Annotated in this window: 16 protein-coding genes; 12 read left to right on the top strand and 4 right to left on the bottom strand. The window is 59.2% G+C overall.

The genetic code is table 11. The annotated features are described in order from the left end of the window. Positions 1-155 precede the first annotated feature (155 nt). The 7 genes from dapD to HTT03_RS16040 all read left to right on the top strand — a co-directional run bounded on the left by dapD (position 156) and on the right by HTT03_RS16040 (position 7,231). Entirely contained in the window at positions 156-983 is an 828-nt protein-coding gene (gene dapD / locus HTT03_RS16070; RefSeq protein WP_174860799.1) for a 2,3,4,5-tetrahydropyridine-2,6-dicarboxylate N-succinyltransferase, read from the top strand. Between the two features lie 57 nt (positions 984-1,040). After that, positions 1,041-1,295, top strand: a complete 255-nt coding sequence (locus tag HTT03_RS16065; RefSeq protein ID WP_174860798.1) for a GlsB/YeaQ/YmgE family stress response membrane protein — start codon at positions 1,041-1,043, stop codon at positions 1,293-1,295. Between the two features lie 89 nt (positions 1,296-1,384). Next, positions 1,385-1,723: a hypothetical protein gene (locus HTT03_RS16060; RefSeq protein ID WP_174860797.1), complete on the top strand. Its 339-nt coding sequence runs from the start codon at positions 1,385-1,387 to the stop codon at positions 1,721-1,723. A gap of 101 nt (positions 1,724-1,824) precedes the next feature. Next, positions 1,825-2,970 (top strand): succinyl-diaminopimelate desuccinylase, encoded by a 1,146-nt coding sequence (dapE, locus tag HTT03_RS16055; protein ID WP_174860796.1) that lies wholly within the window; start codon positions 1,825-1,827, stop codon positions 2,968-2,970. Next, complete coding sequence (locus tag HTT03_RS16050; protein WP_174860795.1) at positions 2,967-3,536, top strand: TIGR04282 family arsenosugar biosynthesis glycosyltransferase; 570 nt, start codon at positions 2,967-2,969, stop codon at positions 3,534-3,536. Before dapE ends, HTT03_RS16050 begins: the two co-directional genes overlap by 4 nt. Before the next feature lie 32 nt (positions 3,537-3,568). Beyond that, positions 3,569-5,833 carry a ribonuclease R gene (gene rnr / locus HTT03_RS16045; RefSeq protein WP_174860794.1) on the top strand — a complete coding sequence of 755 codons (2,265 nt, stop codon included), beginning with the start codon at positions 3,569-3,571 and terminating at the stop codon, positions 5,831-5,833. A 90-nt stretch (positions 5,834-5,923) separates the two neighbouring features. Continuing rightward, on the top strand, positions 5,924-7,231 hold the full coding sequence (locus HTT03_RS16040; RefSeq protein WP_174860793.1) for a lytic murein transglycosylase: 1,308 nt from the start codon (positions 5,924-5,926) through the stop codon (positions 7,229-7,231). A gap of 31 nt (positions 7,232-7,262) precedes the next feature. On the opposite strand, the gene HTT03_RS16035 is transcribed toward HTT03_RS16040, so the two are convergent. Together HTT03_RS16035 and HTT03_RS16030 are read right to left on the bottom strand one after the other, a co-directional pair. Continuing rightward, the gene (locus tag HTT03_RS16035; protein WP_174860792.1) at positions 7,263-8,660 is read right to left on the bottom strand and encodes an aspartate aminotransferase family protein; all 1,398 of its coding nucleotides are present in this window, start codon (positions 8,658-8,660) and stop codon (positions 7,263-7,265) included. 66 nt (positions 8,661-8,726) lie between these two features. Further along, positions 8,727-9,437 (bottom strand): GntR family transcriptional regulator, encoded by a 711-nt coding sequence (locus HTT03_RS16030; RefSeq protein WP_174860791.1) that lies wholly within the window; start codon positions 9,435-9,437, stop codon positions 8,727-8,729. Positions 9,438-9,582: 145 nt separating this feature from the next. Between HTT03_RS16030 and HTT03_RS16025 the strand changes: the two genes are divergently transcribed. From HTT03_RS16025 to HTT03_RS16005, 5 genes are all read left to right on the top strand, one after another. Then, on the top strand, positions 9,583-10,668 hold the full coding sequence (locus HTT03_RS16025; RefSeq protein WP_174860790.1) for a polyamine ABC transporter substrate-binding protein: 1,086 nt from the start codon (positions 9,583-9,585) through the stop codon (positions 10,666-10,668). Between the two features lie 74 nt (positions 10,669-10,742). Then, on the top strand, positions 10,743-11,870 hold the full coding sequence (locus HTT03_RS16020) for a polyamine ABC transporter ATP-binding protein (RefSeq protein WP_174860789.1): 1,128 nt from the start codon (positions 10,743-10,745) through the stop codon (positions 11,868-11,870). After that, a complete protein-coding gene (locus tag HTT03_RS16015) occupies positions 11,867-12,748 on the top strand; it encodes an ABC transporter permease subunit (RefSeq protein ID WP_174860788.1) in 882 nt (293 codons plus the stop codon). The genes HTT03_RS16020 and HTT03_RS16015 overlap by 4 nt, the downstream gene beginning before the upstream one ends. Next, positions 12,745-13,566 carry an ABC transporter permease gene (locus tag HTT03_RS16010; protein ID WP_174860787.1) on the top strand — a complete coding sequence of 274 codons (822 nt, stop codon included), beginning with the start codon at positions 12,745-12,747 and terminating at the stop codon, positions 13,564-13,566. The genes HTT03_RS16015 and HTT03_RS16010 overlap by 4 nt, the downstream gene beginning before the upstream one ends. After that, positions 13,563-14,891 (top strand): NAD(P)/FAD-dependent oxidoreductase, encoded by a 1,329-nt coding sequence (locus HTT03_RS16005; RefSeq protein WP_174860786.1) that lies wholly within the window; start codon positions 13,563-13,565, stop codon positions 14,889-14,891. Before HTT03_RS16010 ends, HTT03_RS16005 begins: the two co-directional genes overlap by 4 nt. A gap of 9 nt (positions 14,892-14,900) precedes the next feature. Here the strand turns inward: HTT03_RS16005 and HTT03_RS16000 are convergent, their stop codons facing one another. Then, positions 14,901-15,578 carry a flagellar hook capping FlgD N-terminal domain-containing protein gene (locus tag HTT03_RS16000; RefSeq protein ID WP_174860785.1) on the bottom strand — a complete coding sequence of 226 codons (678 nt, stop codon included), beginning with the start codon at positions 15,576-15,578 and terminating at the stop codon, positions 14,901-14,903. 14 nt (positions 15,579-15,592) lie between these two features. Beyond that, positions 15,593-17,605 (bottom strand): flagellar hook-length control protein FliK, encoded by a 2,013-nt coding sequence (locus tag HTT03_RS15995; protein WP_174860784.1) that lies wholly within the window; start codon positions 17,603-17,605, stop codon positions 15,593-15,595. Positions 17,606-17,712 lie beyond the last annotated feature (107 nt).

Genomic DNA, 17,712 nt, shown 5'->3' with positions numbered 1-17,712 from the left:
GCTGTGGCTTGGCTCAAGTGGCGCATTTGTCCTTTAGGTCAACATGCACGGTCCTGCGCCGTTTGACCACGCCTTCTCTGCCGGGCAATTGCACCCTTGGCGGTGCAGGGCTATAGCCGATGCAACGGCCTATTCATCATTCGGAGACTTGCCCCATGTCCAACGCCCAACTTGAAACCGCCATCGAATCCGCCTGGGACGCACGCGACCAGATCACGTCGGCCACCACGGGCGAGACCCGTGAGGCGATCGAAGACACGCTGAACGCGCTCGACAGCGGCAAACTGCGCGTGGCGGAAAAGCAGGACGACGGTCAGTGGCACGTCAATCAGTGGGCCAAGAAAGCCGTACTGCTGGGTTTCCGCATCAAGGACATGGAACATCAAGAAGGCGGCCCGCAGGGCGCTGGCTGGTGGGACAAGGTTGACAGCAAGTTCAAAGGTTGGGGCGACGCGGAGTGGAAAGAGGCGGGCTTTCGCGCTGTGCCGAACTGCGTCGTGCGCCGCTCGGCCTATGTCGCGCCGGGCGTGGTGCTGATGCCGTCTTTCGTCAACATCGGCGCCTATGTCGACAGCGGCACCATGGTTGATACATGGGCCACTGTCGGCTCCTGCGCACAGATCGGCAAGAACGTACACTTGTCAGGCGGCGTGGGCATTGGCGGCGTGTTGGAGCCGATGCAGGCCGGTCCGACCATTATCGAGGACAACTGCTTTATCGGCGCGCGTTCCGAAGTCGTCGAAGGCTGTATCGTGCGCGAAGGGTCCGTGCTGGGCATGGGCGTGTTCATTGGCCAGTCGACCAAGATCGTGGACCGGGAGACCGGCGAAATCATGTATGGCGAAGTGCCGGCAGGTTCAGTTGTCGTCGCCGGCACCATGCCGAGCAAAAACAACGTCAATCTTTACTGCGCCGTGATCGTCAAGCGCGTGGACGCCAAGACCCGCTCTAAAACCTCGATCAACGAGTTGCTGCGCGACTGATCGGAACCAAACGGCCCGTTATGACGTTATACCCTGAATTCAAAGGAGATTAACGACATGACGGGTATTGGTTGGTTTGCAGCGATCATCGTAGGTGCTTTGGCAGGCTGGATTGCCGAGAAGATCATGAAATCGGACATGGGTCTGATCATGAATATCATCATCGGTATTCTGGGCGCTTTGGTTGCCAACTGGCTGCTGATGTTGATCGTGGGCAGCACGCTGGGCGGCTGGTTCGGCCAGTTGGTGGTGGGCGTCATCGGTGCCTGCTTGCTGATCTGGGTCACACGGCTGGTGCGTCGCAAGACCTGAATGGAATGAGGCAGCGGGCGATCTCGCTGCCTCTTTTCAAGCCCCGGTGAAACGGGTAGGGCTGCCGAAAGCAATCGGCGGCCTTTTTTATGTCTGAACCCAAGAAAACCAAGAAACCCTCGCGCCAACAGGTCTTTACCCTGCTAGTCCAGATTGGCCGCAAGGAGGGCGATGGCCTGCCTGAAAAGGCGACTGGGGCTGCGCTGATGTGTTTCGCCTCTGGCATTGATGAGGCTGAGGCCGTGCGCGAGACTGTGGCGATCCTCAAGCAGGCTGACACGAACCCGCTTGATGTAACCGGCTATGGCACGCTGGCAGAGCGCGAGGCCGAGGGGCAAGAGATCGACGCTGAAGAGCGTGAGTTGATGCAGCGTGCCTTGGAAGAGAACTCGGTGATCGTCGCACAAATGACCCCGTTTTACGACTAAGCCGCCCGCGCGGCCGTGATTTGCGCCGCCCCCTCTTGGCATTGGCGCGATTTGCCCACACAAGTTACCGGACAAGCGAAAACCCCTGAAAAGGAGCCGATATGTCCGGTCTCGACCCTGTTGATCTTACCGCAAAACTGGTGCGCTGCGCCTCTGTCACGCCTGCGAACGACGGTGCGCTGGAAGTGCTGGAGGAGGTGCTGGGCGCGGCGGGGTTTGACTGCACCCGCGTGGACCGGGGCGGTATCTGCAACCTTTTCGCCCGCTGGGGCAGCAAGGGCAACGGGAAGTCCTTTGGCTTTAACGGTCATACTGACGTTGTGCCCATCGGGGATGAGGCCGACTGGTCGATGCCCCCTTTCGGGGCCGAGATCAAGGACGGCATCATGTATGGCCGCGGCACCACGGATATGAAGTCAGGCGTGGCGGCATTCGCCGCAGCGGCGGTTGATTTTGTGAAGGACACGCCCCCTGACGGCTCCATCGTACTGGCGATCACTGGGGACGAGGAGGGCGATGCCCTCGACGGGACCACCGCGCTGTTAGACTACATGGCCGAGAACGGCGAGCGCATGGATGTCTGCCTTGTCGGCGAGCCGACCTGCCCCGAACGCATGGGCGACATGATCAAGATCGGCCGGCGCGGCTCGATGAACGCCCATTTTAAGGTGACGGGCAAGCAGGGCCACGCGGCCTATCCGCACCGGGCCAATAACCCGCTGCCTGCGATGATGCGGTTGATGGACCGTTTGGCCAGCCATGAGTTGGATCAGGGCAGCGATCATTTCGACCCTTCGACACTGGCTGTAGTAACCGTTGATACCGGCAATAAGGCGACCAATGTGATCCCGGCGCAATGTCGTGGCGCGGTGAACATTCGGTTCAACGATCATCATTCGGGCGCGAGCCTCAGCGACTGGCTGCGCGGGGAGGCGGATAAGATCGCTGCCGAATTCAGCGTGCAGGTGGATGTGGAAATCACCATCTCCGGCGAAAGTTTCATCACCCCGCCCGGCGCGCTGTCGGATCTGGTCTCAGGCGCGGTTGAGGCGGAAACGGGCGTGAAGCCGGAGCTGTCCACCACCGGTGGCACGTCGGACGCGCGTTTCGTCAAAGCGCATTGCCCGGTGGTGGAGTTCGGTCTGGTGGGACAGTCCATGCATCAAGTCGATGAGCATGCGAGGGTTGAACATATCCAGCAGCTCAAATCCATCTACGCTCGTGTGCTGCGCGATTATTTCACGTGAAACCAACGCTCATCGTCATGGTCAAAGAACCGCGCCCCGGTCGGGTGAAAACACGGCTGGGCCGCGACCTTGGCATGGTGGGCGCGGCTTGGTGGTTCAGGCATCAAACGCGGGCGCTGCTGCGCCGGATCGAAGACCCGCGTTGGCAGGTCGTGCTGGCGGTGGCGCCGGATGCTGAAGGGCTGAAAAGCCGTGTCTGGCCCGCGCATCTGCCGCGCTGGCCGCAGGGCAGGGGCAATCTGGGGGACCGTATGGCGCGGATGTTGCGGAGCGCACCGGGGCCGGCTTGTGTGATTGGGGCGGATATTCCGGGCATTAACCGCAAGGAACTGGCGCGGGCCTTTGCCGTCCTCGGCAACCATGACGCGGTCTTTGGGCCCGCGCCGGATGGCGGCTACTGGCTGGTTGGCCTGAAACACCCGCGCCGTGCGCCACCCACGCTCTTTGACGGGGTGCGCTGGTCCGGCCCGCATGCGCTGGCGGACAGCCGTGCGAGCCTGCCGCGCTACCGCATCGCCGAAGTCTCCACCCTGCGCGACGTGGATGAAATTCACGATTTGCCATGACGACAGGGGGGCTGCGTGCTACCTGCTGAACTATGAGCAAGATACCCAGCAAATCCGAGATCCTCGATTGGATCGAACAGAACCCCACGCTGACCGCGAAACGCGACATCGCCAAAGCCTTTGGCATCAAGGGTGCGGCGCGGATCGACCTGAAGCGCGTGCTGAAAGAGCTGGAGGCTGAAGGCCATTTGGAAAAGCGCAAGCGCAGCTATCAGGACCCGGATCGCCTGCCGCCTGTCTCGGTGCTGTTGGTCACGGGGCCGGACAGCGATGGCGATCTGTTTGCCAAACCGATGGAGTGGCATGGCGAGGGCGCTGAGCCTATCGTTCTGCTGATCCCGCGCGAAAGTGACCCGGCGCTTGGCGAAGGCGACCGGATTCTGGCGCGGCTGACGCTGGTGAAGGGCGAAGATCACCACTATGAGGCGCGGCTGATCCGGCGCATTGGCAGCAATCCGAAAAAGGTGCTGGGCATCTTCCGCAAGGCTGCCGAGGGCGGGCATATCGTGCCGATTGACAAGGGTGCGGACCGCGAATGGCGGGTGGGGGCGGACCACACCCATGGCGCCAAAGACGGCGAGTTGGTCGAGGCCGAACAGGCCGGGCCGAAGGGCCGTATGGGGTCGCCGCGCGCGCGGATCGTGGAGCGACTGGGCGACCCGTCGGCCCCCCGCGCGGTCTCGCTCATTGCGATCCACCAGCATGGCATTCCGGATGAATTCCCCGACGAGGTGATCGCCGAAGCCGATGCCGCCAAGCCACAGGGGCTCAAGGGCCGCGAAGACCTACGTGACTTGCCGCTGGTCACCATCGACCCGTCAGACGCGCGGGACCACGATGACGCCTGCTATGCTCATGCGGATGACGACCCCAAGAACGAGGGCGGCCATGTGGTCTGGGTCGCCATCGCGGATGTCGCGGCCTATGTGACGCCTGGCTCGGCGCTGGACATCGAGGCGCGCAAACGCGGCAACTCCACCTATTTCCCCGACCGCGTGGTGCCGATGCTGCCGGACCGGCTGTCGGGCGATCTGTGTTCGCTGCACGAAGGCGTCCCCCGCGCCTGTATCGCCGTGCGCATGGTGCTGGACGCTAAGGGCAACAAGATCGGCCATACGTTCCACCGCGGCCTGATGCGCTCGCCCGCGTCATTGCATTATGAAGAAGTGCAGGACGCCATCGACGGCAATCCGAACGACCGCACCGGCCCGCTGTTGGAGCCGGTGTTGAAGCCGCTTTACGCCGCCTATGACGCGCTGAAGACTGCCCGCGCGGAGCGGCAGCCGCTGGAGTTGGACCTGCCCGAACGCCGCATCGAATTGGGCGAGGATGGCAAGGTGAAGTCGGTGAACTTCCGCGAGCGGCTCGACGCGCATCGGCTGATCGAAGAGTTCATGGTCTTGGCCAATGTCGCCGCCGCCGAGACGCTGATCAAAAAGAAAACCCCGCTGCTGTTCCGCATCCATGAGGAACCCTCGCCAGAGAAGCTTGAGTCTTTGCGCGAAACGGCGCAGGCGGCGGGCTTTACGCTGGCCAAGGGGCAGGTGCTGCAGACCGCGCACCTCAACCGCCTGCTGGATCAGGCAGCGGGGACCAATGATGCGGAGTTGATCAACCTGAGCACCCTACGCTCGATGACGCAGGCCTATTATGGCCCGGCGCATATCGGGCACTTCGGCCTTGCCCTGCGCTCCTACGCGCATTTCACCTCACCCATCCGCCGCTATGCTGACCTCATCGTGCACCGCGCGCTGATCACGGCGCATGGCTGGGGCAAGGATGGGCTGACGCCCGAAGAGATCGAGGGGCTGGAGCAGACCGGCGCGCATATCTCCGACACCGAGCGCCGCTCGATGGTGGCCGAGCGTGACACGACCGACCGCTACCTCGCCGCATTCTTGTCGGAGCGGGTAGGCAATGAGTTCACCGGACGGATCAGCGGCATCGCGCGTTTTGGTGCCTTTGTGAAGTTGGACGAGACTGGCGCGGACGGTCTGGTGCCGATGCGCTCGCTGGGACGCGAGTATTTCCACCACGATGCCGAGGCGCAGACGCTAATGGGCTCGGACAGCGGCATGGTGATCGGCATCGGCCAACGGGTTACCGTGCGATTGGCAGAGGCCGTGCCGGTGACCGGCGGTATTGCCTTGGAAATGTTGGAGATTGAGGACCAGAAGGTTAAGCAAAGCGGCGGCGCGCGGCGCAGCCCTGCAGGGCGTAATCCACGTGGCAAGGCGGTGAAAGCCAAGCGCAAGAAGGACAAGATCAAACGCAAGGTGACCCGCACACGCCGCTGACCGGCGAAGCTTCGCACATCTCGCAGCCGCCCCTTTCGCAAATAGCGCACTGGGCTTAGGCTTCGTGGCGACAGTTTAGGCGAGGCAAAGATGAATCGGCACTACGCAATCCTTACGGGCGTTCTGACACTTCTGGCAGGATTGAGCACAGCCGCCCCGTTGCTCGCCGCCGGCCCCGGTCAATCTGCACGGCCCACGCCGCGCAGCACGCCGACCCTTGTGGCCGCAGTCGCCAAAAGCGCCGATACCGAAGCGCCTGAAATTGCAGGCGATGACGCCGGGCTGCGGGCTTGGGTTCTGGCCTTTCGCCCGCGGGCGCTGGAGGCGGGGATTGAAGCGGAGGTTTTTGATCGGGCGCTGGACGGCGTACGCTATGACGACGCAGTCATCCGCCGCGACCGCAATCAATCAGAATTTACCAAGACGGTTTGGGACTATCTGGGCACCGCCACCTCGGACCTGCGGGTGCAAAACGGTGGGAAGGCTTTGGCGCAGTGGCAACGCACCTTGGAGGATATCGAAGCCAAATATGGCGTTGAGAAAGAAGTCGTCACCGCGATCTGGGGGCTGGAGAGCGCCTATGGCAGTTTTCGAGGGAGTGACAACGTCATCAACTCCCTCGCGACATTGGCCTATGACGCGCGGCGGAGAGAATTTTTCGAAGGAGAGCTGATCAGCGCATTGCGTATCTTGCAGGCCGGAGATGTTGCGGCAGAAGAAATGCGCGGCAGTTGGGCTGGTGCGATGGGGCATACCCAATTCATGCCATCCTCGTTTCTGGCTCATGCCGTTGATTGGAACGGCGACGGGCGGCGCGACATTTGGGGGGATGATCCATCGGATGCATTGGCATCGACGGCAGCCTATCTAAAACATTTCGGATGGACCGAAGGGCAACCCTGGGGCATCGAAGTCGCCTTGCCCGAAGAGTTCGACTATCTGCTCGCGGACCGTTCAATTACCAAGAGTGCAGAAGAATGGACGGCCTTGGGGCTGACCAAGCTGGACGGCACAGCCTTGGATGCGCATGGTCCGGCCGCTGTTCTGCTGCCCGCTGGCGCGGAAGGCGCGGCGTTTCTGATTTATGATAATTTTGCGGTCATCGAGACCTACAACACGGCCGACGCTTATGTCATCGGCGTGGGGCATTTGTCAGACCGGATTGGCGGGGCCGGACCGATCCGCCAATCTTGGCCGCGCGATGATCGGGCCTTGAGTTATGACGAGCGGATCGAATTGCAGACCCTGCTGACCGAGGCCGGGTTCGACACTGAAAAGATTGACGCCAAGATTGGTCCGTTAACGGTCAATGCTGTTCGGCGCTATCAGCAGGACCGGGGGCTGGTCCCCGATGGCTATGCGCCGCCGCGCCTGTTGGAACGGCTGCGCAACGAGTGATCGGGCGCCCCGTTGAGGGCGCCCCTTGTGCTTAGGCTGCGGCTTTCAGCAGGTCTTTTTCCTTTAACTCGGAATGGGTCGCATCCAGCGCTTTGGTGGCGCGTGCGGCGAAGATGTCGATTTCCTCTGGCGTGATGATCAGCGGCGGAGAGATGATCATCCGGTCCCCGACATGGCGCATCACCAGATTGTTGGCAAAGCAATGCTCGCGGCAAAGATAGCCTGCTGTCCCGGCCTCTTGTGCGAACTTTGCGCGGCTTTCCTTATGCGGCGTCAAGGGCAGGGAGGCCATGAGGCCAGAGACATTCACCCCACCTACCAAAGGATGTTCCGCCAGCTTGTGGAGCGCTTCTTTCAAAGCCGGGGCGGCGACGTTTTGAACATGGTCGATGATGTTCTCTTCTTGCATGATGCGCAGGTTTTCCAGCGCCACAGCAGCACATACCGGGTGGCCCGAGTAGGTGTAGCCGTGATTAAACTCGCAAGCGTTGATAACCTCGGCCACCTCGTCACAAACAATGGAGCCGCCAATCGGCGCGTAGCCAGAGCTCAGCCCTTTGGCGATGGTCATGATGTGCGGCTTGATGCCCATGGTCTGCGAGCCGAACCAGTTGCCGGTGCGACCAAAGCCACAGATGACTTCATCCGCGATCAGCAAAACATCGTATTTATCACAGATGCGCTGGATTTCTGGCCAGTAGGTGCTGGGCGGAATCACCACCCCGCCCGCGCCCTGCACCGGCTCACCGATGAAGGCAGCAACCTTTTCGGCGCCCAGTTCGAGAATTTTATCTTCCAACTCCCGCGCACGCGCGAGACCGAAGTCCTCGGGGGACTGATCTCCTCCTTCGGCCCACCAATCTGGCTGGCCGATGTGATGAATACCGGGGATCGGCAGGCCACCCTGTTCGTGCATCGGAGTCATACCACCAAGGCTCGCAGAGCCGACCGACGAGCCATGATAGGCGTTCTTCCGGCTGATCACATGGCTCTTTTCCGGCTTGCCCTTTTGCGCCCAATAGGTGCGAACCATGCGCAGATTGGTGTCGTTCGCCTCGGACCCGGACCCGGCAAAGAAGACGTGATTCAGGTCGCCGGGGGCAAGTTCGGCCAATTCTTTGGCCAGTGCGATGGCGGGCACATGGGTCGTTTGAAAGAAGGTGTTGTAATAAGGCAGTTCGTTCATTTGCCGCGCGGCCACTTGGCCCATCTCTTCGCGCCCATAGCCCAGGTTCACACACCAAAGCCCCGCCATAGCATCAAGGATCTCGTTCCCGTCGCTGTCGGTCAAATAAATGCCCTTGGCTCGTGTGATGACGCGCGCCCCTTTGCCGGAGAGCTCATCGTTGGTGGTAAAGGGGTGCATGTGATGCGCCGAATCAAGCGCCTGCAATTCCGCGGTGGGGAGATGGTTTGTAATCGACGACATGAGATGACACCTTATTCTGCAACTGTGATGAGCTTCACGCCGAGAATATGATCAAATTCAGCCGTGTCAATCGAATCGCCGACCCACAGGCTGGCCATCAAGCGCGGCGCGGATTTGAGTCATGCCTTGGGCGACGTCCTCTGCCATAACCCGGCCCGCTAATTCGGCGTCTCCTGCTTCGAAAGCAGCAAGGATTTCGACATGCTTATCCGGTAGGTTGCTGGTGCCATAGCGGCCACAGACGACCCGCAAAGACGGCCCGAAACGCAGCCACAATTGATCGACCGTCGCGGCCATAATGGACGCATCGGCAAGTGCGTAGGTCATGGCGTGAAAACGGTAGTTGTGCATCAAATACCCCCCCACGTCGCCACGGTCTATCGCCAAGTTTAGCACGTTATCGCAGGCGTTTAGCTCCGCGAGATGGGCCTCTGTCATGCGTTCTGCCGCGCGGCGGGTTAGCTCGGGCTCCAACGTTTCACGCATGAATTTAAGCTCTTCCAGCCCGGCATAGGTAAGCTCTGGCACGGTCACGCGGCGGTTGCCCAAATGCGTCAACGCACCCTCGGAAATCAGCCGCCGCAAAGCTTCGCGCACCGGGGTCATGCCGGCATCAAGCGCAGTGGTCAGCCCTTGGATCGTTACCCCTTGGCCCGGGGCGAGATCGCCAAAGAGAATCATATTCCGCAGGCGTTCGTAAACATGCTGGTGAATGGGTCTTTTAGGTTCTGCCGAAGACGCGGCAGGCGGCGCGGGAGCGGGGGATTCTGAGCCCATGAAAGCAATCTTTCGTTGTTGATGTACCGTAGCTTGCGGCATTTTCTTCTGCATAAAACCATAAACCATCTTGCCCGAAGACGCAAAACTTGATCAAATTGACGAAAGGTGGGGATCAACCCGACCTGTCTAACGGGAGTATAGAATGAAACATGCGATCTTGAGCAGCGTTGCTCTGGCCACAGTGATGGCAGCCGCCGCTTCTGCCGAAACCGTTCGGGTCTATAATTGGTCCGACTATATCGATGAATCCCTTCTCGAAAAATTTGAAAAAGAAACCGGGATCGAACTGGTTTACGACGTGTTCGACAGCAACGAAGTGCTGGAAACCAAGATGCTGGCCGGTGGGTCAGGCTATGACGTGGTTGTACCTTCGGGGACGTTCTTGCAGCGCCAGATCAGCGCGGGGGCTTTCCAGAAACTGGACAAATCGAAGCTGACCAACATTGATAATGTTTGGGATGTGATCGCTGAGCGGGTCTCGAAATATGATCCCGGCAATGAATACGCGATTAACTATATGTGGGGCACCACTGGCATCGGCGTGAACGTCGACAAGGTGAAGGAAGCCCTTGGTGAAGATGCGCCGTTAGACTCGCTCGCGCTTATCTTTGAGCCCGAAAACATGAAAAAGCTTCAGGATTGTGGGGTGCATTTCCTTGATGCGCCGGTAGAAATGATCCCGGCTGCACTGGCCTATATTGGCGAAGATCCTGACGCCCAAGACCCAGAGACGCTTAAGAAAGCCGAGCCGGTGTTGAGCGCCGTTGCGCCTTACGTCCAGAAATTCCACAGCTCCGAGTATATTAACGCACTGGCAAATGGTGACATCTGCGTCGCTTTCGGCTGGTCCGGTGACGTTCTCCAAGCCCGCGACCGCGCAGCGGAGGCCGGTAATGGGGTCGAATTGGCATATAACGCGCCAACAGAGGGGGCGTTGATGTGGTTCGACAATATGGCGATCCCTGTAGACGCGCCCAACCCGGATGGGGCGCATAAGTTTTTGAACTTCATTCTTGAGGCCGAAAACGCAGCCGCCGCATCGAACTACGTTTATTATGCGAATGGCAACAAGGCGAGCCAGGAGTTCCTTGAGGAAGACGTGATCGGTGATCCAGCGATCTACCCGACTGAGAAAACCTTGGAAAATCTCTATACCACAAGCCCCTACGCGCCCAAGGTGCAGCGGGTCGTGACCCGTATGTGGACCAAGATCAAGTCCGGTACCTGATCTGCACAAGAGGGCGCGGCCAGTCGGTTGCGCCCTTTTTCTTACCTGCGCCCTGATCAAAGGATGCCTCAATCGTGAGCCCAACCGTTTTCGCCCCCTGGAATAATCCAGAGGAAAAACCCCTCATCCGTTTCGAAAATGTGACGAAGAAGTTTGGTGAGTTTGTCGCCATCGACGACCTCTCGCTAGATATCTACGCCCAAGAATTTTTTGCGCTGCTCGGTCCGTCAGGCTGCGGCAAGACCACGATGATGCGCATGCTCGCTGGGTTTGAGACGCCGACCACCGGACGGATTGAATTGGCTGGGCAGGATATCGCACAGGTGCCGCCTAACAAGCGCGCGGTGAACATGATGTTCCAGTCCTATGCGCTGTTCCCGCATCTGAGTATTTGGGACAACATCGCCTTCGGTCTGCGCCGGGACAAGATGCCCAAAGATGCGATTGAAGCGCGAGTGGCAGAGATGCTGAAGCTCACGCGTCTGGAGAAATTCGCCCGGCGCAAGCCGCATCAGATTTCTGGCGGTCAGAGACAGCGTGTGGCGTTGGCCCGCTCTTTGGCCAAAGCGCCTAAACTGCTTTTGCTGGATGAGCCACTAGGTGCGCTTGACAAGAAGCTGCGTCAGGATACCCAGTTTGAATTAATGGATATTCAAGAATCCACCGGCACCACTTTCGTCATCGTGACCCACGATCAGGAAGAAGCGATGACTGTTGCCTCCCGCGTGGCGGTGATGGACGAAGGCCGGATTATTCAAGTGGCGACCCCCGCAGAGATCTATGAAGCGCCCAATTCGGTTTATGTGGCCGATTTCATCGGTGACGTGAATATCATCGAGGCACGGACGAAAGCGGTGGGGGCGGAACAGTACCATCTGGACTGGGCAGACGGTCAGGCGCCTCTGACAGCAACTTCGGCCCTCCCGTTCAGCGAAGGGCAGCAGGCGCACCTCGCCATCCGGCCCGAGAAGATTAGAATCACCACCGAGCGGCCCGAAGATGCCCCCAATGCGCTGCAGGGCAAAGTGCTCGACATCGCTTATTTGGGCAATCTCAGCACCTATCATGTTGAGCTTCCCGGTGGACAGGTCATCAAAGCGCAAACGGCCAACACCCGGCGTATCGCCCGGCGGGACATTACTTGGGAAGACCCGGTTTGGATTTCATGGAGCGCCACCGCGGGCGTCTTGTTAGCGCAATGAACCTACGTCGCTTTGCCCTGATTGCAGTGCCCTATATATGGCTTTTGGCGCTGTTTCTGATCCCCTTTATTATCGTTTTCAAAATTTCACTGTCGGACACGGCTCTGTCGATCCCGCCTTATACGCCAACCCTGAAGGACGGCTTTGCGGCGCTGATCTCTCAATTAGATTTTGAAAATTTTACCTTTCTTGCCTCTGATGATCTTTATTGGAAGGCATACTTGAGTTCGTTGCGTATCGCGCTGGTCTCAACGATCTTAACGCTGCTGGTCGGTTACCCCATCGCTTACGGCATGGCCCGCGCGCCCGAAGAGTGGCGCGCCACGTTGATGATGCTTGTAATCTTGCCATTCTGGACATCCTTTCTGATCCGCGTTTACGCGTGGATGGGCATTCTAAGCAACGAAGGGCTGCTGAACCAATTGCTGATGGGGATGGGTTTAACCTCCGAACCTTTACAGATCCTTAATACTAACACGGCAGTCTATATCGGTATCGTTTACACCTATCTGCCCTTTATGATCCTGCCCATCTATGCGGCGCTCGATCGGTTGGATGAATCGTTGAATGAAGCGGCGGAAGATTTAGGCTGTTCGCGGATGCAGGCCTTTTGGCTCGTCACGATCCCGCTGTCGCGCAATGGCATTGTTGCGGGTAGTTTTCTCGTCTTCATCCCGGCCTTGGGCGAATTCGTGATCCCCTCGCTCCTGGGCGGTTCGGGCACGCTGATGATCGGCAAAGTGCTGTGGGAAGAATTCTTTAACAACCGCGATTGGCCCGTGGCCAGCGCCGTAGCGGTGATCCTTCTGCTGATCTTGATCATTCCGATCATCCTGTTTCAGCGCAATCAGCAAAAGCAGGCGGAGGCCGAACAATGAAGCGCATGACATGGTTCAATGTGACCTCGCTCACGCTGGGGTTTGCATTCCTCTACCTGCCAATGATCATTCTGGTGATCTATAGCTTCAACGCCTCGAAGTTGGTGACGGTTTGGGCAGGATTCTCAACACGCTGGTATGGCGAGTTGCTGCAAAACGAAGCTTTCCTGAATGCCGCTTGGGTCACGATCAAGGTCGCTGTGATCTCGTCTTCTATCGCCACGGTGCTAGGCACGATGGCTGCCTATGTACTGGTGCGCGGCGGGCGCTTCATGGGGCGGACGCTGTTTTCCGGCATGATCTACGCGCCGCTGGTGATGCCCGAAGTGATCACCGGTCTGTCGCTGCTCTTGCTTTTCATCGGCATCGGGCTCGACCGCGGCGTTCTGACCATCGTGTTGGCACATACGACCTTTTCAATGTGTTATGTCTCGGTCGTCGTGTCCTCGCGGCTGGTGTCTTTTGACCGCTCGCTGGAGGAGGCCGCGCTTGATCTTGGCTCCTCTCCCTGGGAAGCGTTCCGGCTTGTCACCCTGCCGATCATTGCGCCTGCGGTGATCTCGGGCTGGCTCTTGGCCTTTACGCTCAGCCTCGACGATCTGGTAATTGCATCCTTTACCGCAGGGCCTTCGGCGACCACGCTACCGATCAAGATCTTCAGCGCCGTGCGCTTGGGGGTTTCGCCTGAGATTAACGCGCTGTCGACCATCATGATCGCGATTGTTACCGTCGGTGTCATCACCGCGTCGCTGGTCAGCAAACACTCAAGCCTCCGCGCGCAGGAGGATGCCCGCGCGGCGGAACGGCCCGCTACATGAGGCGCATCTACCCGGACTACGCCTATTCCGAAGCGCCGCGAGCGGGGTGCTGGTGGGATGAGACGTGCTCGGCACCGGACCGCGCGACGCAGCAAGACGACGAGCGGTCCGATGTGGTGATCATCGGCGGTGGTTTCACCGGCCTGAACGCAGCGCTACACCTGGCAGAGGCGGGAGTGCAGGCAACTGTGTTGGAGGCCGAGCGCGTGGGGTTTGGCGCATCCGGGCGCAATGGCGGATTTTGTTGTCTCGGCGGCGGGATGCTGGAGGACGCTGCGCTCGACCAGAAGTTTGGGCGCGATGCCCGTCTTGCATGGCGGCAGGCAGAGATGGCCGCGATCCAGCATGTGGAGGGGTTTATCGCCAGCCGTGGCATTGACGTGGACCGCCATTCAAAGGGCGAAACCCAACTCGCTCACCGCCCGCGCGATTTTGAAGAAATGCACGGGCAATTGGAGTATTACGCCGAAAACTACGGTGTTACGCCACGTTTGATCGAGAAGGCTGACCTCGGTACGGAAGGGCTAAATGCGGGGTTTGAGGGCGCGCTTAACGTGCCGCTTGGCTTTGGGTTGAACCCTCGGAAATATGTGACCGCTTTGGCAGAGGCGGCCGAGAAGGCGGGTGCGACCATCTACCACCGCAGCCCGGCAACGTCAGTGGCGCGGACCGGCGGTGCGTTCGAAATCACCACTCCCACAGGCCGTATGCGTGCGGAAAAGGTCATTATTGCCACCAACGGCTATTCCTCCGAAGACCTGCCATCTTGGCTTGCCGCGCGCTACATGCCGACCCAATCAAGCGTGATCGTGACGCGGCCGTTAAGCGAAGCCGAACTAACGGCACAGGGTTGGACCAGTCGCCAAGCCTGCTACGACAGCCGCCGCCTGTTGCATTATTTCCGGCTTATGCCTGACAACCGCATGCTTTTCGGAGTGCGCGGCGGACTGCTGTCAACGCCGAGCTCCGAAGCGCGGGCGCTGCGCCGTGCGCGGGCTGATTTTGAGCGTATGTTCCCCGCATGGCGGCATGTAGAAACACCGTACAGTTGGTCTGGCATGGTCTGCATCGCACGAAACCGCATGCCCTTTGTGGGCGAGGTGCCGGAGCAGAAGGGCATGTTTGCGGGGCTGTGCTACCATGGCAATGGTGTGGCGATGGGCAGCTATTCCGGTGCGCTGCTCGCGGAACTGGTGCAGGAGAAAGCCCCATCGCGGCCCTATCCGCGTCCCATGAGCGCGCCGCTTGCTCGGTTTGAACTGGGGCGTTTTCGTCGCGCTGTGATGCCTTTTGCCTATGCTGGTTTTGCCTTGTCAGACCGCTGACCGTTCAACCTAACTGCGCGGTTCGCGCAGGCCGTTCACGTCGCTTGTTAGCACCATCGATCCCCCTTCAAGCATCATGATCGATTGCCCATCTTGCGTCCGGGCTTCCGTCACGCGGCCATAGGCTTCGGCAGGTTCGATCATGAGCAATTCGCCATCCGCGTAACTCTCCACGCTAAAACTGTAAGTGCTTGCAGGGAGCGGCTGGCCATTCGCGTCCAGCCCTTCCCATTCAATCGGGTCTGCGGAAACGGGAATCGATCGGCGCTGCACCTCCTCGCCATTGCCATCATAGGCCACGAGAAACACCTGGTCTGCGACGGCCGCAGGGTTTGGGGCCACCGTAATCGACGTACCATCGAATTGTACTGGTGCGGTTGTGCGTGCTTCCATGCCGATCACACCAGCCATTTGCCCCATGTTGCTGGCGCCGAGCTGTGTCATCAGAGCAGTCAAAAGGTCATTTGACATGACTTGCTGCTCGACCATCGAAAACTGCGCTAACTGTGCGGCATATTCGGAGGAATCGATAGGTTCCAGCGGATCTTGATAACGGGCTTGGGCGGTGAGCATTTGTAAAAAGGTTTCAAAATCGGATGACAGGACAGAGTTTGAAGGCGCCTCCGCCGGCGCAGGAGCCGGGGTATTTGTTGCGGGCGTCGACGATGTGGTTGGCGAGATATTCATGAAAAAACCTTCTGTCACAGGCGCAGGTCGAGACCGGTCAAACTGCCGGCGGCGAGGGAGGCTAGGGCGGCGTCACTGTCCGACCCGGTCATTGTAAGCGGATCAGGACTTTGATGTTGCCCTGATGGCGGATCACCTTGGTCAGATCCGCCTGCTGTCTGTTCGCCAGCGGCGAAAGAAAACGTGATATCCGCAAAGCCCAGATCGCGGAAATCTTGACCTAATTGGTCAATATGTCGGCGCAGCAGGTCAAGGGTTTCTGGTCGTTCGGCCAGCACGTTGATTTGGACACCTGCGTCATTCGTTGTGACGGACAACCTGACCTGCCCGAGCTCTTCGGGGCTGAGCGCGATATCAACGGGCCGGTTAGGCATTTGACGGACCACTTCGGCCAATTGAGCCGCGACCTGTGGGGGCAGGGCCGCTCGTGTGACGGTTGCAGATTGCTGCGACTGCGAAGTATTTGTGTCCCAAGTTTGGGCCAACACAGGATCTGAGGGATAAAGCCGCAACTCAGAAGCGCTTTCAACGGTATCCCGCGTTTGACCGAGTGACGCCGGAACGGTCGGTCCCGGTGGCGCTGCGGGCACGAAAATTTGCACTGTTGGAGCATTGTTTTGCGATGGCTGCGGTTGCCCATAGACATCACCAATCGCTACAAGCCGGAGGCGGTAATCCTTTCCGTCGGCCACAGGAGAGAGGACTGTTTGGGCTAATGTGACATGCTGCCTAGGCTCTGATGGTACCTGCGAGAATGCGGTCGGTGAGGCCTGCGGCGTCGCTGCTCGCGCACCTGTTATGAAAGATAGGCTATTTGCCGCCGTAGAACTTTGCGGGAACGGTAAATTAAGTGAAGAGGGCGAGCTATCCGCAGGTTGGCCCCCCGGCGGGGTCATGCCCTGCTGGAGAATGTGCTGGAGTGGGGCCAAGGCAGTCGCGCGCGCGCCCTTCCCGTTTTCCATCGAAATGGCGGGCGCTGTATCCTGCGCTGGACTATCCGACCGTGTCGGAACTTGTGCAAATGCCGCTACATCCTGATGTAGAGAGGGCCGCGGGTTAACGACAGGAAACGTGGGATCTGGGGGCATGGCACCCGGCGAAGGGAGCGTTGCGTTTATATGGTGGTTCCGGACAGAGGCGTGGTGTGGAGCTAAAGTGTACGAATGGTTATTTTGTGCAGACCCATTCCTTGTGTCGAGCTTTGCTGCTTCGGGCTGCGAAGCGTCAGTCACCTCCGTTGCTAATGGCTCGCGGGGCGAACTGGCCTGCAGAGCTAAGACAGCTTGCGCACTGTTGTGTTTCTGGTCGGCAACAGATTTGTCGCCAGGAATAGGCAGGCTCGTTGTGCTTGGCGAACTGGCTGCGTCCGTGGTCTGACCTATAGCCTGGGGGACTATCTTAGCCGTCTGTAGTTCGGTTTGAAGCACTCCTAGAGCGGGTTGCGCTGGAGAGCTTTGTAAATCGACAGGTTTTTGCTGTGCCTTCATCGCGGGGACCGCCGTAGGGCTTGCCCCTGACGCACCACTCTCCGCCACAGTCTGAATCGATAGAGGAGCTGCGAAACCCAACTCAGTCTTTAGCAGGTGATCAGCCTGAAAGCTGTCACTCATATGCCTACCTGTTGCATTTGACGTATCCCCCTCAGAGGTGTTTGCCGCAACGTAGATCGAAGGGATCAGGCGCGGCTGCCCCTTTATCCGGTCAGCTAAATGATTCGCCGAAATCTGTCCGAATTTCTCCGGACCAAGCGCTGTAGCCTGATCGCTTTGAACAGCCGCGTGCGCCTCATGTTCTGATGACCTTGCCGAAGGCTGCGATGCAGGACCGTGAGCGGCATCAGTGGACCGAGCCGAAGCATCATTATCAACCACGACCTCTTTTGCTTCAGACGTTTGAGAAGCAGCCTCAGCGTCTGTCACCGCGCCCTCTGATGCCGTCAAATTCTTGCCCTTCTGACCGCGCGCCTCGTCAAAAATATCTGCAAATTTCTGTCGCGGCTTGTCTTCCTCCGAAGACATATCGGTCATGGCCTGAAAGGGGTCATTGCCGGGGCGCATAGATGCTGTTGCGTTAGAAAGCGGGGGCGGTGAATGCACGTGATTACTCCGAGAGTTCTTCTCTAATTTCGTCACCA

Origin of the sequence: Sulfitobacter maritimus (assembly GCF_013346665.1) — a bacterium.
GTDB classification, from domain to species: Bacteria; Pseudomonadota; Alphaproteobacteria; order Rhodobacterales; family Rhodobacteraceae; genus Sulfitobacter; species Sulfitobacter maritimus.
The sequence above is the reverse complement of the archived record's forward strand: the minus strand, read 5'-3'. Positions and strand labels throughout refer to the sequence as shown.

Bases quoted from the DNA above. Each gene is read 5' to 3' on its own strand.
- dapD (WP_174860799.1), top strand. From the start codon at position 156: ATGTCCAACGCCCAACTTGAAACCGCCATCGAATCCGCCTGGGACGCA.
- HTT03_RS16065 (WP_174860798.1), top strand. From the start codon at position 1,041: ATGACGGGTATTGGTTGGTTTGCAGCGATCATCGTAGGTGCTTTGGCA.
- HTT03_RS16060 (WP_174860797.1), top strand. From the start codon at position 1,385: ATGTCTGAACCCAAGAAAACCAAGAAACCCTCGCGCCAACAGGTCTTT.
- dapE (WP_174860796.1), top strand. From the start codon at position 1,825: ATGTCCGGTCTCGACCCTGTTGATCTTACCGCAAAACTGGTGCGCTGC.
- rnr (WP_174860794.1), top strand. From the start codon at position 3,569: ATGAGCAAGATACCCAGCAAATCCGAGATCCTCGATTGGATCGAACAG.
- HTT03_RS16040 (WP_174860793.1), top strand. From the start codon at position 5,924: ATGAATCGGCACTACGCAATCCTTACGGGCGTTCTGACACTTCTGGCA.
- HTT03_RS16035 (WP_174860792.1), bottom strand. From the start codon at position 8,660: ATGTCGTCGATTACAAACCATCTCCCCACCGCGGAATTGCAGGCGCTT.
- HTT03_RS16030 (WP_174860791.1), bottom strand. From the start codon at position 9,437: ATGGGCTCAGAATCCCCCGCTCCCGCGCCGCCTGCCGCGTCTTCGGCA.
- HTT03_RS16025 (WP_174860790.1), top strand. From the start codon at position 9,583: ATGAAACATGCGATCTTGAGCAGCGTTGCTCTGGCCACAGTGATGGCA.
- HTT03_RS16015 (WP_174860788.1), top strand. From the start codon at position 11,867: ATGAACCTACGTCGCTTTGCCCTGATTGCAGTGCCCTATATATGGCTT.
- HTT03_RS16010 (WP_174860787.1), top strand. From the start codon at position 12,745: ATGAAGCGCATGACATGGTTCAATGTGACCTCGCTCACGCTGGGGTTT.
- HTT03_RS16005 (WP_174860786.1), top strand. From the start codon at position 13,563: ATGAGGCGCATCTACCCGGACTACGCCTATTCCGAAGCGCCGCGAGCG.
- HTT03_RS16000 (WP_174860785.1), bottom strand. From the start codon at position 15,578: ATGAATATCTCGCCAACCACATCGTCGACGCCCGCAACAAATACCCCG.
- HTT03_RS15995 (WP_174860784.1), bottom strand. From the start codon at position 17,605: ATGACCGATATGTCTTCGGAGGAAGACAAGCCGCGACAGAAATTTGCA.